At 72.3% G+C, this 14,913-nt stretch carries 16 protein-coding genes and 2 pseudogenes; 8 read left to right on the forward strand and 10 right to left on the reverse strand.

The window, feature by feature from the left end; genetic code table 11:
• Positions 1 to 111 precede the first annotated feature (111 nt).
• On the reverse strand, positions 112 to 462 hold the full coding sequence (locus HDA41_RS10120) for a chorismate mutase (RefSeq protein ID WP_184982694.1): 351 nt from the start codon (positions 460 to 462) through the stop codon (positions 112 to 114).
• Between the two features lie 45 nt (positions 463 to 507).
• The gene (locus HDA41_RS10125; RefSeq protein WP_230299564.1) at positions 508 to 960 is read right to left on the reverse strand and encodes a GNAT family N-acetyltransferase; all 453 of its coding nucleotides are present in this window, start codon (positions 958 to 960) and stop codon (positions 508 to 510) included.
• A 122-nt stretch (positions 961 to 1,082) separates the two neighbouring features.
• Between HDA41_RS10125 and HDA41_RS10130 the strand changes: the two genes are divergently transcribed.
• Entirely contained in the window at positions 1,083 to 1,970 is an 888-nt protein-coding gene (locus HDA41_RS10130) for a hypothetical protein (protein WP_184982696.1), read from the forward strand.
• Between the two features lie 41 nt (positions 1,971 to 2,011).
• Here HDA41_RS10130 and HDA41_RS10135 read toward each other — a convergent pair whose 3' ends face one another.
• A complete protein-coding gene (locus HDA41_RS10135; RefSeq protein WP_184982697.1) occupies positions 2,012 to 2,935 on the reverse strand; it encodes an SDR family oxidoreductase in 924 nt (307 codons plus the stop codon).
• Positions 2,936 to 2,960: 25 nt separating this feature from the next.
• The gene (locus HDA41_RS10140; protein ID WP_184982698.1) at positions 2,961 to 3,701 is read right to left on the reverse strand and encodes an SDR family oxidoreductase; all 741 of its coding nucleotides are present in this window, start codon (positions 3,699 to 3,701) and stop codon (positions 2,961 to 2,963) included.
• 54 nt (positions 3,702 to 3,755) lie between these two features.
• On the opposite strand from HDA41_RS10140, the gene HDA41_RS10145 reads away from it, so the two are divergent.
• The 4 genes from HDA41_RS10145 to HDA41_RS10160 are packed head-to-tail and all read left to right on the forward strand — an operon-like array spanning position 3,756 to position 7,101.
• Positions 3,756 to 4,499, forward strand: coding sequence for an enoyl-CoA hydratase family protein (locus HDA41_RS10145; protein WP_184982699.1), 744 nt, complete (start codon positions 3,756 to 3,758; stop codon positions 4,497 to 4,499).
• The gene (locus HDA41_RS10150) at positions 4,500 to 5,336 is read left to right on the forward strand and encodes a CoA transferase subunit A (RefSeq protein WP_184982700.1); all 837 of its coding nucleotides are present in this window, start codon (positions 4,500 to 4,502) and stop codon (positions 5,334 to 5,336) included.
• Positions 5,333 to 6,052: a CoA-transferase subunit beta gene (locus tag HDA41_RS10155; protein ID WP_184982701.1), complete on the forward strand. Its 720-nt coding sequence runs from the start codon at positions 5,333 to 5,335 to the stop codon at positions 6,050 to 6,052. Before HDA41_RS10150 ends, HDA41_RS10155 begins: the two co-directional genes overlap by 4 nt.
• On the forward strand, positions 6,052 to 7,101 hold the full coding sequence (locus HDA41_RS10160; protein ID WP_184982703.1) for an NAD(P)H-dependent flavin oxidoreductase: 1,050 nt from the start codon (positions 6,052 to 6,054) through the stop codon (positions 7,099 to 7,101). Before HDA41_RS10155 ends, HDA41_RS10160 begins: the two co-directional genes overlap by 1 nt.
• Here HDA41_RS10160 and HDA41_RS10165 read toward each other — a convergent pair.
• Genes HDA41_RS10165 through HDA41_RS10175 form a run of 3 tightly spaced genes read right to left on the reverse strand, consistent with a single transcriptional unit; the run spans position 7,085 to position 9,705 of the window.
• Positions 7,085 to 8,242, reverse strand: coding sequence for an acetyl-CoA C-acetyltransferase (locus HDA41_RS10165; protein WP_184982705.1), 1,158 nt, complete (start codon positions 8,240 to 8,242; stop codon positions 7,085 to 7,087). The genes HDA41_RS10160 and HDA41_RS10165 overlap by 17 nt on opposite strands.
• Positions 8,243 to 8,265: 23 nt before the next feature.
• Complete coding sequence (locus HDA41_RS10170) at positions 8,266 to 8,877, reverse strand: TetR/AcrR family transcriptional regulator (RefSeq protein ID WP_184982707.1); 612 nt, start codon at positions 8,875 to 8,877, stop codon at positions 8,266 to 8,268.
• A 42-nt stretch (positions 8,878 to 8,919) separates the two neighbouring features.
• Complete coding sequence (locus HDA41_RS10175) at positions 8,920 to 9,705, reverse strand: SDR family oxidoreductase (RefSeq protein WP_184982709.1); 786 nt, start codon at positions 9,703 to 9,705, stop codon at positions 8,920 to 8,922.
• A gap of 47 nt (positions 9,706 to 9,752) precedes the next feature.
• On the opposite strand from HDA41_RS10175, the gene HDA41_RS10180 reads away from it, so the two are divergent.
• Together HDA41_RS10180 and HDA41_RS10185 are read left to right on the forward strand one after the other, a co-directional pair.
• On the forward strand, positions 9,753 to 10,892 hold the full coding sequence (locus tag HDA41_RS10180; protein ID WP_184982711.1) for an acyl-CoA dehydrogenase family protein: 1,140 nt from the start codon (positions 9,753 to 9,755) through the stop codon (positions 10,890 to 10,892).
• Positions 10,892 to 11,857 carry an acyl-CoA dehydrogenase family protein gene (locus HDA41_RS10185; protein WP_184982713.1) on the forward strand — a complete coding sequence of 322 codons (966 nt, stop codon included), beginning with the start codon at positions 10,892 to 10,894 and terminating at the stop codon, positions 11,855 to 11,857. Before HDA41_RS10180 ends, HDA41_RS10185 begins: the two co-directional genes overlap by 1 nt.
• On the opposite strand, the gene qcrB is transcribed toward HDA41_RS10185, so the two are convergent.
• From qcrB to HDA41_RS41145, 3 genes and pseudogenes are all read right to left on the reverse strand, one after another.
• A complete protein-coding gene (gene qcrB / locus HDA41_RS10190; protein WP_184982715.1) occupies positions 11,829 to 13,511 on the reverse strand; it encodes a cytochrome bc1 complex cytochrome b subunit in 1,683 nt (560 codons plus the stop codon). The genes HDA41_RS10185 and qcrB overlap by 29 nt on opposite strands.
• 132 nt (positions 13,512 to 13,643) lie before the next feature.
• Positions 13,644 to 14,369 (reverse strand): vWA domain-containing protein, encoded by a 726-nt coding sequence (locus HDA41_RS10195; RefSeq protein ID WP_184982717.1) that lies wholly within the window; start codon positions 14,367 to 14,369, stop codon positions 13,644 to 13,646.
• A gap of 35 nt (positions 14,370 to 14,404) precedes the next feature.
• Positions 14,405 to 14,569, reverse strand: a pseudogene (locus HDA41_RS41145) (ABC transporter ATP-binding protein); the annotation flags it as partial.
• Here HDA41_RS41145 and HDA41_RS10200 point away from each other — a divergent pair.
• Positions 14,562 to 14,864: pseudogene (locus HDA41_RS10200) on the forward strand (ABC transporter ATP-binding protein); the annotation flags it as partial. The pseudogenes HDA41_RS41145 and HDA41_RS10200 overlap by 8 nt on opposite strands.
• Positions 14,865 to 14,913: the final 49 nt, after the last annotated feature.

Consider the following 14,913-nt stretch of genomic DNA (forward strand, 5'->3'; position numbering starts at 1 on the left):
CAGAGTAAGCCCGGGACGCTGACGCGGAGTGCTTGTCAGCTGACATGCTGTGCACAGCGCAGCATGCCCGGCGCGGGCCGCGGTGTCACTCCCCGGGGGCGGTCGCCGAGGTCAGTTGCGGCCGGGTGCCGAGCCGTTGAGCGCCTCGTCCGCGATGCGCTCGTGGTGGCGGATGACCTCGGCGACGATGAAGTTGAGGAACTTCTCCGCGAAGGCCGGGTCCAGTTTGGCGTTCTCGGCGAGGGCGCGCAGCCGGGCGATCTGGCGGGCCTCGCGGGCCGGGTCGGCGGGCGGCAGCTGGTGCCGGGCCTTGAGGAGGCCGACCTGCTGGGTGCACTTGAAGCGCTCGGCGAGCATGTGGACGACGGCCGCGTCGATGTTGTCGATGCTGTCGCGCAGGCGGGCGAGTTCCTCACGGACGGCAGGGTCGACGTCGCCGGTGCCGGTGTTGCTGGTGGTCATGGCAGGTCAGCCTAAGGGGCGCGCGCCCGGCGGCCGCGGGCCGTCTCACGACTCGGCGGTGCGCAGCCGCTTGTGGAAGTAGACGTCCTGGTGTCCGCCGGGCACGCCCTCGACGCGGGCCCGCTCCCGGAAGCCGAGACGCGGGTAGAAGCCGGGCGCCTGGAAGCTGTACGTGGAGACGATCATGTCCGTGCAGCCGCGCCGGACGGCCTCGGTCTCCGCGGCGCGCATCAGCCGGCCGCCCCAGCCGGCGTGCCGCTGGTCCGCGCGTACCCAGAGCATGTCCACGGAAGCCAGGCTGCCCCAGGTCCAGGCGGTGAGTCCGCCGATCAGGTCGCCGGACTCGTCGGTGACGCGGACGGAGAGCGGCTCGGTCGTGGCGCCGTCGGCGGCGGCGGTGTTGAAGGCGGTCAGCTCCTCGTCGAGCCGCTTCTCGAGTTCGTCGTCCTGGCCGCCCACCTCGAGCGAGGCGGCGACGAAGCGCTGTTCGCTGGTCACGGCCCGGATTCTGCCAGCGGCCCAGGGCGGCGACGACCGGTTTTCGCGGCGCCGGCGCGGCCCCGCGGCCGTCACGCTTTCGTACAGTGGAACCGGGTTCAGGGGCGTCTTGGGGGTCAGGCGTGGCGAACGACGGGCCGGTCGAGCACGGCTACCCGCATCTGGAGACGGTGCGGGCCGCCATCACGGCGCTGTACAAGCGACTGTCGTACGACACGATCCAGACGTTCGCCACCAGTGTGCTCCCCGCCGACGTGGCGTTCTGCGACACCGACGACCTGTATCTGGGGGCGCAGCGGGTGGCGCACGAGCTGGTGCGGCACTACCGGCTGCCGGACGCCCGGCTGATCGTGAGCTTCCGGGAGATGCGGCACGCGGCGAACGTCGAGCTCGCGGCCGGGCCGGAGTACTTCGTGGAGCTGAACGACCGGTTCCGTACGCATCGGCGGGACATCGGGGCGGCTCTGGCGCACGAGGTGATGCACGTGTACCTGCACCGCCTCGACCTGTCCTTCCCGGGCGTGCGGGACAACGAGATCCTGACGGACACCGCGACGACGTATCTGGGCGCGGGCTGGCTGCTGCTGGACGCGTACCGGGAGGACCGGGCGTCGTCCCAGAAGCTGGGGTATCTCACGCCGGAGGAGTTCGGGTACGTGCTGGCCAAGCGCGCGCTGGTCTTCGGGGAGGACCCGTCGGTGTGGTTCACCAGTCCGCAGGCGTACACGGCGTACGTGAAGGGGAGGGAACTGGCCCGTCGCGACGAGCAGCAGCCGCCCTTGACGGCGGCGGGGTGGGCGGGGCGGCGGCGGTATGCGCGCGACCGGCGGCACGCGCCGGCCGGGCCGCCGCAGCCGAGTGTGCGGTACTCGTTCACCCCGGACGGGGGTGGGCGGTTGTGGGTGTCGTTTCCCTGCCCGACCTGTCATCAGCGGATCAGGGTGCCGGTGCGGGGGCGGGTCCGGGCGCGGTGTGCGTTGTGCCGGAGCGTGTTGGAGTGTGACACCTAGGACTGCGCTGGGGTGGGGCGAAGGAACGCTCGCCGGTCTTCCTACGCCCCGTACACGCGCCCGGGCTCGTCCGCCTCCGTCAGCAGTTGGCGCGCCGCCCGCCCCGCCTCCGCCGGATCCCACCGCTCGCCCTTGTCCACGCTCGGGCCCGGACGCCAGCCCTCCATCACCGTGATGCGGCCGCCCTCCGCCTCGAAGACCCGGCCCGTCACCCCCGCGCTCGCGGCCGAGCCGAGCCAGACGACCAGGGGCGAGACGTTCTCCGGGGCCATCGCGTCGAAGCCGGAGTCGGGCGCCGCCATGGTGTCGGCGAAGGTGCGCTCCGTCATGCGGGTCCGGGCGGCGGGGGCGATCGCGTTGACCTGAACGCCGTAGCCGCGCAGTTCGGCCGCCGCGACCAGGGTCAGCGCGACGATCCCGGCCTTGGCGGCGCTGTAGTTGCCTTGTCCGACCGAGCCCAGCAGGCCCGCGCCGCTGCTGGTGTTGACGATCCGCGCCTCGGGCGGGCGGCCCGCCTTGGCCTCGGACCGCCAGTGCGCGGCGGCGTGCCGCAGGGGCAGGAAGTGGCCCTTGAGGTGGACCCGTACGACGGCGTCGAAGTCGTCCTCGTCGAGGTTGACCAGCATCCGGTCGCGCAGGAAGCCCGCGTTGTTGACGAGCGTGTCGAGCCTGCCGTACGCCTCCAGCGCCGTCCGGACGAGGGAGGCGGCGCCCTCGGTCGTGGCGATGTCGCCGCCGTGCGGCACCGCCTCGCCGCCCGCCGCGCGGATCTCCTCGGCGACGCGGGCGGCCGGGCTGTCGCGGCCGGGCGTCCCGTCGGCTCCGGGTGTGCCGTCGAGGCCGACGCCGAGGTCGTTGACGACGAGCCGCGCGCCCTCGGCGGCGAACGCGAGGGCGTGGGCGCGGCCGAGCCCCCGGCCCGCGCCGGTGACGACGACGACCCTCCCGCAGCAGATTCCGCTCATCTCAGGTCTCCTTGTCCGCGTCATCTCAGGTCTCGTCGTTCGCTGTCGAGGCGTCCAGGAACGCGGGCCGCTCCCCGCCCCCGTGGACGAGCAGACTCGCCCCGCTGATGTAGGCGGCGGCGTCCGAGGCGAGGAAGACCGCGGCCCGGCCGACGTCGGACGGCTCGGCGAGACGGCCGAGCGGGACGGTGCGGGCGACGGCGGCGATGCCGTCCTGGTCGCCGTAGTGGAGGTGGGACAGTTCGGTGTGGACCATGCCGACGACCAGGGTGTTGACCCGGATGTCGGGCGCCCACTCCACGGCCATCGAGCGGGCGAGGTTCTCCAGGCCCGCCTTGGCGGCACCGTAGGCGGCGGTGCCCGGTGAGGGGCGGCCTCCGCTGACGCTGCCGATCATGACGATGGAGCCCTTGGCCCGACGGAGGTGCTCGTACGCGGCGAGGGACACGGTCAGCGGAGCCAGGAGGTTGAGCTCCACCACGCGCGCGTGCCGGTCGGCGCCGGCGTGGGTGAGCGGGCGGTGGGGGCTGCCGCCAGCGTTGTTGACGAGGACGTCCAGCCGGGGCAGCTCGCCGCACAGGCGCCGGACGGCCTCGGCGTCGCGGACGTCCAGCGGAGCGAACTCCGTTCCGGGTAGCGGGACTTCCGGCGGGCGGCGGGCGCAGACCACGACTTCGGCGCCGGCCCGTACGAAGGCACGCGCGATGCCGGCACCGACGCCCCGGGTCCCGCCCGTGACGACGGCGACCTTCCCGTCCAGCTCCATTCGCTGCTACCTTTCACCTAACAAACGTTTGGTGGAAAGGTAGCTGATGCGGCCATGGGTGTCTCCACCTCGTGCGTGGAAAAGGGCGTAGCCGTCGTCACGGTCGGCTTCCCGCCGGTGAACGCCCTGCCGGTGGCCGGCTGGTTCGCCCTGGCCGACGCGGTGCGCGCGGCCGGGCGCGACCCGGAGGTCCGGTGCGTGGTGCTGACGGCCGAGGGGCGCGGGTTCAACGCGGGCGTGGACATCAAGGAGCTGCAGAAGGACGGCAACAGCGCGTTGATCGGCGCCAACCACGCCTGCGCGGAGGCCTTCGCCGCGGTGTACGACTGCGCGGTGCCGGTCGTGGCGGCGGTGCACGGTTTCTGCCTGGGCGGCGGTATCGGGCTGGTGGGCAACGCGGACGTGATCGTGGCGAGCGAGGACGCCGTCTTCGGGCTGCCCGAGCTGGACCGGGGCGCGCTGGGCGCGGCCACCCATCTGGCCCGGCTGGTCCCGCAGCACCTGATGCGCGCCCTGTACTACACCTCGCGCACGGCGACCGCGGCCGAGCTGCACGCGCACGGCTCGGTGTGGCGGGTCGTGCCGCGCGGGGAACTGCGAGCCGCCACGCTGACTCTGGCCCGCGAGATCGCCGCCAAGGACGGGCAGCTGCTGCGCCTGGCCAAGGCCGCCATCAACGGCATCGATCCGGTCGACGTGCGCCGCAGCTACCGCTTCGAGCAGGGCTTCACGTTCGAGGCGGGCCTGAGCGGGGTGGCCGACCGGGTGCGCGCCGGCTTCGGGAAGGAGGGCGCGTAGGTGAGCGACAAGACGATGACGGCCGACGAGGCCGTGTCCCGCCTGTCCAGCGGCATGACCCTCGGCATCGGCGGCTGGGGCTCGCGCCGCAAGCCGATGGCCCTGGTGAGAGCACTGCTCAGGTCGGAGGTCACCGATCTCACCGTCGTCTCGTACGGCGGCCCGGACGTGGGCATGCTGGCCGCCGCCGGGCGGATCCGGAAGCTGGTCACGGCCTTCGTCACCCTCGACTCGATCCCCCTGGAGCCGCACTACCGCGCGGCCCGCGAGCGTGGCGCCTTCGCGCTGACGGAGATCGACGAGGCGATGTTCATGTGGGGCCTGCACGCGGCGGTGAACCGGCTGCCGTTCCTGCCGGTGCGGGCCGGCCTCGGCTCGGACGTGATGCGGGTCAACCCCGGTTTACGGACGGTCACGTCACCGTACGAGGACGGGGAGACGTTCGTGGCGATGCCCGCCCTGCGGCTCGACGCGGCCCTGGTGCACATGAACCGGGCCGACCGGCTGGGCAACGGGCAGTACCTGGGCCCGGACCCGTACTTCGACGACCTGTTCTGCGAGGCCGCGGACGCGGCGTACGTCAGCTGCGAACGGATCGTCGACACGGCCGAGCTGACGAAGGCGGCACCACCGCAGACCCTGCTGGTCAAGCGGCACATGGTGACCGGCGTCGTGGAGGCCCCGAACGGGGCGCACTTCACGTCCTGCGCGCCCGACTACGGCCGGGACGAGGCCTTCCAGAAGACGTACGCGACGACGCCCTGGCCCCAGTTCGCGGCCCGGTTCCTCGCCGGGGACGAGCAGGCCTACCGGTCGGCCGTCGAGGAGGGGACATGACGGAGGCCACCCGCGCGGAGTACTGCGTGATCGCGTGCGCCGAGGCCTGGCGGGGCGACGGCGAGGTCCTCGCGAGTCCCATGGGGCTGATCCCCTCCCTCGGCGCCCGGCTCGCCCGGCTCACCTTCGCGCCGGACCTGCTGCTGACCGACGGGGAGGCTCTGCTGATCCGCCCGGACGGGACGCCGGAGGGCTGGCTGCCGTACCGGCAGCACCTGGCCCTGGTCACGGGCGGCCGGCGGCACGTGATGATGGGCGCGAGCCAGATCGACCGGTTCGGCAACCAGAACATCTCGTGCATCGGCGACTGGGAGCGGCCGATGCGGCAGCTCCTCGGAGTGCGCGGCGCACCGGTCAACACCCTCAACCATCCGACCAGTTACTGGATCCCGAGGCACTCCCGGCGGGTCTTCGTCGAGCGGGTCGACATGGTCTGCGGAGTCGGGTACGACCACGCGGCCGGAGCGCGTCACCACCGCATCCCGCGGGTCGTCTCCGACCTGGGCGTCTTCGACTTCGCCACGCCCGACCGCTCGATGCGGCCGGCCTCGCTGCACCCGGGTGTCACGCTGGAGCAGGTCAGGGAGGCGACGGGCTTCGAGCTCGCCGTCCCGGACGAGGTGCCGCCGACGCGCGAGCCGACCGCCGAGGAGCTCCGGCTGATCCGCGAGGTCCTCGACCCGGCCGGCACCCGTACCAGAGAGGTCGCCTCGTGATGGAGACGGCACTGACCCGGCTGACCGGCGTCCGCCATCCCCTCGTGCAGACCGGGATGGGCTGGGTGGCGGGCCCGCGCCTGGTCTCCGCCACGGCGAACGCGGGCGCGCTCGGCATCCTGGCCTCCGCGACGATGACGCTCGACCGGCTGCGGGCGTCCGTCCGGGAGGTCCGGGCCCGTACCGACGCGCCGTTCGGGGTGAACCTGCGCGCCGACGCGGCGGACGCCGGCGACCGGGTGCGGATCCTGATCGAGGAGGGCGTCCGGGTCGCCTCCTTCGCCCTGGCCCCGTCCCGGGAGCTGATCGGCGAGCTCAAGGAGGCCGGTGTGGTCGTCATGCCCACCGTGGGGGCGCGGCGGCATGCCGAGAAGGTCGCGGCGTGGGGCGCGGACGCGGTCCTCGTGCAGGGCGCGGAGGGCGGCGGGCACACCGGCGAGGTGGCCACGACGGTGCTGCTGCCGCAGGTGGTCGACGCCGTGGACCTGCCGGTCGTGGCGGCGGGCGGGTTCTTCGACGGGCGGGGACTGGTCGCGGCGCTGGCCTACGGGGCGGCGGGCGTCGCCATGGGTACGCGGTTCCTGCTCACCTCGGACTCGACCGTGCCGGAGGCGGTGAAGGCGCGGTACCTGGCGGCGACGGTGCGGGACGTGACGGTCACCAGGGCGGTGGACGGGCTTCCGCATCGCATGCTGCGCACGGAACTGGTCGAGGCGCTGGAGCGGTCCGGCCGGGTGAGGGGTGCCCTCCAGGCGGTCCGCAGGGCGGCGGGCTACCGGAAGCTGTCCGGCACGAGCTGGCGCCGGATGCTCCAGGACGGCCTCGCCCTCAGGCACGGCAAGGACCTGGCCTGGAGCCAGGTCCTGCTCGCCGCGAACACCCCGATGCTGCTCAAGGCGTCCATGGTGGACGGCCGTACGGATCTGGGGGTGATGGCGTCCGGGCAGGTCGCCGGGGTGATCGACGACCTGCCCTCGTGCGCGGAGGTGGTGGAGCGGATCATGCGGGAGGCCGAGGACACCCGTCGGCGTCTCACAGCCTCTCGATGATCGTCACATTGGCCTGTCCGCCGCCCTCGCACATGGTCTGCAGGCCGAACCGGCCGCCGGTGCGCTCCAGTTCGTGCAGCAGGGTCGTCATCAGCTTCACGCCGGTCGCGCCGAGCGGGTGGCCCAGCGCGATGGCACCGCCGTTGACGTTGACCTTCTCCGGGTCCGCACCCGTCTCCTTCAGCCAGGCCAGGACGACCGGGGCGAAGGCCTCGTTGATCTCGACGAGGTCGATGTCGCCGATGGTCATGCCGGTCTTCTTCAGGGCGTGGGCGGTGGCCGGGATGGGGGCGGTGAGCATGCGGATCGGGTCCTCGCCGCGCACCGAGAGGTGGTGCACACGCGCGCGGGGGGTGAGCCCGTGTTCGCGCACGGCCCGCTCGGAGGCCAGCAGCATCGCCGCCGCCCCGTCGGAGACCTGCGAGGAGCAGGCGGCCGTGATCGTGCCGCCGTCGACGACCGGCTTCAGTCCCGCCATCTTCTCCAGTGAGGTGTCCCGGCGCGGGCCCTCGTCGGCCAGGACCTCCCCGTACGGCACGCTCTCGCGGCCGAAGCGGCCCTCGTCGATCGCCCGCACCGCCCGCTGATGGGACCGCAGGGCGAACTCCTCCTGGTCCTGCCTGCTGATCCCCCACTTCGCGGCGATCGTCTCGGCGCCCACGAACTGGTTCACGGGCTTGTCCCCGTACCGCGCCCGCCAGCCCGCACTGCCCGCGAACGGGCCCTCGGTCAGCCCCAGCGGCTCGGCGGCCTGCCGGGTGGCGAAGGCGATGGGGATCATCGACATGTTCTGCACACCGCCGGCGACCACCAGGTCCTGCGTGCCGGACAGCACGGCCTGCGCCGCGAAGTGCACGGCCTGCTGCGAGGACCCGCACTGCCGGTCGACGGTCACGCCCGGCACCTCCTCGGGCAGCCCGGCCGCCAGCCAGCAGGTCCGCGCGATGTCCCCCGCCTGCGGCCCCACGGCGTCCAGACAGCCGAGGACGACGTCCTCCACGGCGGCCGGGTCGACGCCCGAGCGGCTCATCAGCTCCTTCAGCACATGCGCGCCGAGGTCGGCCGGATGGACCGCGCTCAGTCCTCCCCCGCGCCGCCCGACGGGCGTGCGGACCGCTTCGACGATGTAGGCCTCGGCCATGGCAACTCCCTCACGTAAAAGGGCTATTCGCGTACGGCGATCCCGTCCAGCACCATCGACAGGTACTGCCGGGCGATCTCGTCCGGGCTGTGCTGCCCGCCCGGCCGGTACCAGGACGCGGCCACCCACACCGTGTCGCGCACGAAGCGGTAGGTGAGCCGGACGTCGAGGTCGGCCCGGAAGGCCCGCTCGGCGACGCCGCGCTCCAGCGTGGACAGCCATGCCTTCTCGAATCTGCGCTGCGACTCGGCGAGGAACGTGAACCGCTCCTGCGCCACCAGCTGCTTGCTCTCCTTCTGGTAGATCGCGACGGCCGCGCGATGCCGGTCGATCTCCCGGAACGACTCGGTGACCAGGGCCTGAAGCGTCTCGCGCGGCCCGAGTCCGGCACCCAGGACGGCGTCGTAGCCGTCCCAGAGCTCGTCGAGGAAGGTGCGCAGGATTTCCTCCAGCATCGACTCCTTGGAGTCGAAGTGGTAATAGAGGCTGCCGGCGAGCATCCCCGCGTGGTCCGCGATCTTGCGGACGGTGGTGGCGTTGTAGCCCTGCTCGGCGAAGACCTCGGCGGCGGTGCCGAGGAGTTCGCCGCGGCGGTCGCGGGCGGCGGCGGCCGCGGGGGGCTCTGTGGCGGTCACCTGGGGATTGTTCTTCGTAGGAGGCACGGGTCCATTGTCGTCCTAGGGATGCCGGCTGCTGACGGAGACCACTTCTCCCGTCATGTACGAGGAGTAGCCGGAGGCCAGGAACACGATCACGTTCGCCACCTCCCAGGGCTCGGCGTACCGCCCGTAGGCCTCGCGGGAGATCAGGTCGGCGAGCAGTTCGGGCGTGGTCACCTTCACCAGGTGCGGATGCATGGCGAGGCTGGGCGCGACGGCGTTGACCCGCACCCCGTACCCGGCCGCCTCGATGGCCGCGCACCGGGTCAGCGCCATCACGCCGGCCTTCGCGGCGGCGTAGTGGGCCTGCCCTGCCTGGGCGCGCCAGCCGACGACGGAGGCGTTGTTGACGATGACCCCGCCGCTGTCCCGCATGTGCCTGAGCGCGGCCCGCACGCACCGGAACGTGCCGTTCAGCGTCACGTCCAGGACGCGGGACCACTGTTCGTCGGTCATGTCGACGAGATTCGCGGTGCCGCCGAGACCGGCGTTGTTGACCACGACGTCGAGGCGCCCGTGTTCCCGGACGGCCGTGTCGAAGAGGGCGCGCACCTGCGCTTCGTCGGTGACGTCGCAGGGCACCGCGGCGACCGACGCCGCGCCGAACTCGCCGGTCAGCTCCGCCTCGTGCTCCTTGAGCCGCCGTAGGTGCGCGTCGCTGATGAGGACGCGGGCGCCCTCCTCCAGGAAGCGGCGCGCGGTGGCCCCGCCGATCCCCGCGCCGGCCGCGGCGGTGATGACGGCGGTCCGCCCCTCCAGCATGCCGTGTCCGGGCACGTACGACGGACTCTCGACGTCTGTCATGGGCTCACGCTAACCTACCAAACACTTGTTAGGGAAGGAGGGTGGTCGTGGATCTCGCGTTCTCGCCGGCGGACGAGGCGTTCCGCACCGAGGTGCGGCAGTGGCTGCACGCGCGTGTGCCGCGCGAGCCCCTGCCCTCCCTGGAGACGGCGGACGGCTTCGAAGCCCACCGTGCCTGGGAGGCGGAGCTGGCCGCGGACCGCTGGTCGGTGGTCGACTGGCCGGCGGAGTACGGCGGGCGGGACGCGGGGCTCCTGCGCTGGCTGGTCTTCGAGGAGGAGTACCACGCGGCGGGCGCCCCGGGACGCGTCGGGCAGAACGGCATCCATCTGCTCGCCCCGACCCTCTTCGCCCACGGCACCGAGGAGCAGCGGGCCCGGGTGCTGCCCCCGATGGCCCGCGGAGAGGTGATCTGGGCGCAGGCCTGGTCGGAGCCCGAGGCCGGTTCGGACCTGGCGTCCCTGCGGGCGAGAGCCGTGCGCACGGACGGCGGCTGGCTTTTGAGCGGCCAGAAGACGTGGTCCTCGCGTGCCGCGTTCGCCGACCGCGCGTTCGGCCTGTTCCGCAGCGACCCGGACACGGCGAAGCCCCACCAGGGCCTGACGTACCTCATGTTCGCCCTGCGCGCCCCCGGTGTCAGGGTCCGCCCCCTCGCCCGCCTCGACGGCAAGCCGGCGTTCGCGGAGCTGTTCCTGGACGAGGTCTTCGTGCCCGACGAGGACGTGATCGGCGAACCCGGCCAGGGCTGGCGGATCGCGATGGCGACGGCGGGCAACGAACGCGGGCTGATGCTCCGCTCCCCGGGCCGTTTCCTCGCGGCCGCGCGCCGGCTGGAGGGGCTCTGGCGGGAGCGGGGCGGCCCGGGGTCCGAGCGGGACCGGGTGGCCGACGCCCTGATCGGCGCCCGCGCCTACCAGCTCTTCACCTACGCGGCCGCCTCCCGCTTCCTGGACGGCGAGGCCGTCGGCCCGGAGTCGAGCCTGAACAAGGTCTTCTGGTCCGAACTGGACATCGCGCTGCACGAGACGGCCCTCGACCTCCTCGGCCCGGAGGGCGAGCCGGCGGACACCGACTGGGCGCAGCGGTACGTCTTCGCACTCGCCGGCCCGATCTACGCGGGCACGAACGAGATCCAGCGCGACATCATCGCCGAGCGCCTGCTCGGCCTGCCGAAGGGACGCCGCTGATGCGTTTCCTCCTCGACGACGGGCAGCGCGCCTTCGCCGCCTCGCTGGACGCCCTGCTGACGGCGGCGGACCCGGCGGGCGTGGTGCGGGAGTGGAGCCGGGGCGACCATGCGAGCGGGCGGGCGCTGTGGTCCCGTCTCGCGCGGGCGGGCGTGTTCGCGCTGGCGGTTCCGGAGACGTACGAAGGCGGCCTGGGGCCGCGTCCGGTCGAGCTGGCCGTCGCCTTCGTGGAGCTGGGCCGCCATGCGGTGCCGGGCCCGCTGGTCGAGACGGTGACGGCGGCGGTGCTCCTCACGGGGGCCGACCCGGGCATCGCCGAGCGGCTGCTGCCGGTGCTGGCGTCCGGGGAGAGGATGGCGACGGTGGCCCCCGCGGGCGCATACGCCCTGGACGGCGACGCGGCCACCCTACGGCTCTCCTGGGAGCCCGACGGCATCCGCCTCTCCCCCGGCCACGGCCCCGTCCGCCCCTCCCTCGACCCCGCCCGTCGCCTCACCCCCCTCGCCCCCGGCGGCGAACTCCTCGACGCCCCCACCGGACAGGCCCTCACCTGGGCCCGTCTCGCCACCGCCGCCCAAGCGCTCGGGGTGGGCCTCGCACTCCTCGACAGAACCGTCGGACACGTCAGGCGACGCACCCAGTTCGGCGCCCCCGTCGGGTCGTTCCAGGCGGTCAAGCACCGGCTGGCCGACGCGAAGATCGCCCTGGAGTTCGCGCGCCCGCTGGTCTTCGGTGCCGCCCTGACCCTGCGGCCGGCCGATGCCGCCGCCGCCAAGGTCGCCGCGTGCGAGGCGGCGTACACCACCGCCCGCACCGCGCTGCAGTTGCACGGCGCGATCGGCTACACGGCGGAGTACGACCTGTCGCTGTGGCTGACCAAGGCCCGGGCCCTGCGCACCGCCTGGGGCGATCCCCACGAGTGCCGGGCCCTGGTCGTCAGTGCGGCTGATGATCGCCGCTGGTGATCTCCCGGTACTCCTCCACCGTCGGCTTCTCGATCCGCGCGTCGGGCCCGAACATCGCCTTCGCGAGGCGGGCACGCAGCCGCTCGGACCGCTTGACCTTGCGGCGGACACCTCCCGCGTCGACCACCGGCCCCACCTCGTACGGCGGGTTCTGCTCGTGCTGGGTGAGGGTGAACAGCTCCGCCTGCGAGAGGGGCTCGTGCACCTCGGTGTACTCGCCGTTCGGCAGCCGTTTGATGGTGCCGGTCTCCCTGCCGTGCAGCACCTTGGCGCGGTCGCGGCGCTGGAGGCCCATGCAGATCTTCTTCGTGACGACGAAGGCGACGACCGGCAGCACGAAGGCGCCGATCCGCACGAACCAGGTGATCGCGTTGATGGACAGATGCAGATGCGTGGCCACGATGTCGTTGCCGCCGCCGATCAGCAGCACCGCGTACAGGGTCAGCCAGGCCACGCCCAGGCCGGTGCGCACGGGCGCGTTGCGCGGCCGGTCGAGGATGTGGTGCTCGCGTTTGTCGCCGGTGATCCACGCCTCGATGAAGGGGTAGACGCCGATGGCGAGCATGACCAGCGGGAAGAGCGCGAACGGGATGAACACGCCGAGCACCAGCGTGTGGCCCCACAGGTTGATCTCCCATCCCGGCATCACCCGGATCAGCCCCTCGGAGAACCCGAGGTACCAGTCGGGCTGGGCGCCCGTGGTGACCAGGTCGGGGCGGTAGGGGCCGAAGGCCCACACGGGGTTGATCTGGGCGATCGCGCCCATGACGGTCAGGACGCCGAAGACGAGGAAGAAGAAGCCGCCCGCCTTGGCCATGTAGACCGGCAGGAAGGGCATCCCGACGACCGACCGCTCCTTGCGTCCGGGGCCCGGGAACTGGGTGTGCTTGTGGTAGAAGACCAGGATCAGATGGGCGGTCACCAGGCCCAGCATGATCCCGGGCAGCAGCAGCACATGGACCGGGAAGAGGCGCGAGATGATGTCGTCGCCCGGGAACTCCCCGCCGAAGAGGAAGAACGCCACATACGTCCCGACGATCGGGATCGACAGGATCGCGCCGTGCGCGAAGCGCAGGCCGGTGCCGGACAGCAGGTCGTCGGGGAGGGAGTAGCCGGTCAGGCCGGTGATGATGCCGAGCATCAGCAGGGTCCAGCCGAAGACCCAGTTGAGCTCGCGGGGCTTGCGGAAGGCGCCGGTGAAGAACACCCGCATCATGTGCACCATCATGCCGGTGATGAAGACCAGCGCCGCCCAGTGGTGGATCTGCCGCATCAGCAGCCCGCCGCGCACGTCGAAGCTGATGTCCAGCGTGGACTCGAACGCCCTGGACATGAGCACGCCGTTGAGCTCCGTGTAGGAGCCGTTGTAGACGACCTCCTGCATGCTCGGTTCGAAGAACAGGGTGAGGTAGACGCCGGTGAGGATCAGGACGATGAAGCTGTAGAGGGTGACCTCGCCCAGCATGAAGGACCAGTGGTCCGGGAAGACCTTGCGCATGTTGGCCTTGGCCAGCGCGTAGAGCCCGAGCCGTCCGTCCGCCCAGTCGGCGAGCTTCTCGCCCTTGACGGCCGGAGGCCTCCTGCGGGCGGAAGCCGTCCCGTACACCCCTCGTGCGCCGTCGTCGTACACCCGTCGTGCGCCGTCGTCGCCCATACGTCGTCGCCTCCCCGTCGGATCCTTCCCAGCGTGGCACGGCAGCGCGGCAGCGCAAATGGGACGTGGGGACGGCTGGGCCAGGGGCGGTGGGATTGGGCCAGGAGGGCGAGCAGGCGGCTCGTCGCGGGCTCAGGCCCGCCGCACGATCCCCTGCGCCCGCGCGGCCACCAGCCACTTCGGGAACTCGCCCACCAGCCGGTCGTACAGCTCGGCGTCCGGCACCGCCCGCGGGTCCTCACCCGCGTGGAAGAACCCGGCGTTGTCGATGATCCGCTTGCCCGGCACGGCCAGCTCGTCCAGCTTGCGCAGGAAGTCGAACTGCTTGCTGCCCGGGTCGCCGAAGCCGATGAACTGCCAGAACAGGGGCAGCTTCGCCGCCTTGCACAGGTACCGCTCCGCGGCGAGCTTGTTGACGGGCCCGCCGTCGGTCTGGAAGACCACCAGGGCCGGATCGGTCGCCCCGCTGTCGACGTAGTGGTCGATGACGGCGTCCATCGCCAGGTGGTAGCTGGTCTTCCCCATGTGCCCGAGCCCGGCCACGATCCGGTCGATCCGCCCCTGGTGGCCGGCCAGAGCGATCTCGGTCTCGGCGTCGACGTCCGTGGAGAAGAACACGACCGGCACCGTGCCGTCGTCATCGAGATGCGCCGACAGTCCGAGCACCCGGTCGGCGAGCGCCTGCACGCTGCCGTCCTTGTAGTACGGCCTCATCGAGCCGGAATGGTCGACCACGAGGTAGACCGCGGCCCGCAGCCCGTCGAGGCCGTGCTTCGTGAGGGAGACCCCGGCGCTCTTGTAGAGGTTCACCAGCGCGGGAGCGGTCTCCTGGACCTTGCTCAGACTGATCGCGGCCATGGGCTTACTCTCTCACTCCCCGACGGCCGCTCCGTCACCCGCTCCTCGCGTTCGCGCGGCTCGGCCCGGCGCAGCCGCAGCGGCACGCCCACGTTCTCGGCGGCGGTGAGGACGGGAATGAGCCCGAAGGACTCGAAGACGAAACCGATCCGGTCGCGGCGCAGTTCCAGCAGCCCGCTCTCGCTCAGCGCCGAGAAGTCGGGCACGACGGTCGTCATCGTCACGCACGACCAGGCGGTCGCCGGCGAGGTCCGCCGCACGGTCGCGATCCGCGACGGTCGCACCTCGACGGAGGTGCTGCGCCGCACGGAGGTCGACGAGACGGGCCAGGAGTCCCTGGTGGCCCGCGAGTACGCGATGCTCGACCGCGCGGGCCGCCTCCAGCTGCCGGCCGAGTACACGACGGCCCTGGGCATGCGGGACCGGGTGCTGCTGGAACTGGAGGAGGACCACATCCAGGTGTGGCCGGACGGGGGCGGGGGTGGGAGCGGCTGAGGACATCGGGTCCTCAGCCGCGTGGAAGAACCCGGCGTTGTCTCATGCC

Origin of the sequence: Streptomyces caelestis (assembly GCF_014205255.1) — a bacterium.
Lineage (GTDB): Bacteria > Actinomycetota > Actinomycetes > Streptomycetales > Streptomycetaceae > Streptomyces > Streptomyces caelestis.

Coding starts and splice junctions, on each gene's coding strand:
- HDA41_RS10120 (WP_184982694.1), bottom strand. CDS start 462: ATGACCACCAGCAACACCGGCACCGGCGACGTCGACCCTGCCGTCCGT.
- HDA41_RS10135 (WP_184982697.1), bottom strand. CDS start 2,935: ATGAGCGGAATCTGCTGCGGGAGGGTCGTCGTCGTCACCGGCGCGGGC.
- HDA41_RS10140 (WP_184982698.1), bottom strand. CDS start 3,701: ATGGAGCTGGACGGGAAGGTCGCCGTCGTCACGGGCGGGACCCGGGGC.
- HDA41_RS10145 (WP_184982699.1), top strand. CDS start 3,756: ATGGGTGTCTCCACCTCGTGCGTGGAAAAGGGCGTAGCCGTCGTCACG.
- HDA41_RS10155 (WP_184982701.1), top strand. CDS start 5,333: ATGACGGAGGCCACCCGCGCGGAGTACTGCGTGATCGCGTGCGCCGAG.
- HDA41_RS10160 (WP_184982703.1), top strand. CDS start 6,052: ATGGAGACGGCACTGACCCGGCTGACCGGCGTCCGCCATCCCCTCGTG.
- HDA41_RS10165 (WP_184982705.1), bottom strand. CDS start 8,242: ATGGCCGAGGCCTACATCGTCGAAGCGGTCCGCACGCCCGTCGGGCGG.
- HDA41_RS10175 (WP_184982709.1), bottom strand. CDS start 9,705: ATGACAGACGTCGAGAGTCCGTCGTACGTGCCCGGACACGGCATGCTG.
- HDA41_RS10185 (WP_184982713.1), top strand. CDS start 10,892: ATGCGTTTCCTCCTCGACGACGGGCAGCGCGCCTTCGCCGCCTCGCTG.
- qcrB (WP_184982715.1), bottom strand. CDS start 13,511: ATGGGCGACGACGGCGCACGACGGGTGTACGACGACGGCGCACGAGGG.
- HDA41_RS10195 (WP_184982717.1), bottom strand. CDS start 14,369: ATGGCCGCGATCAGTCTGAGCAAGGTCCAGGAGACCGCTCCCGCGCTG.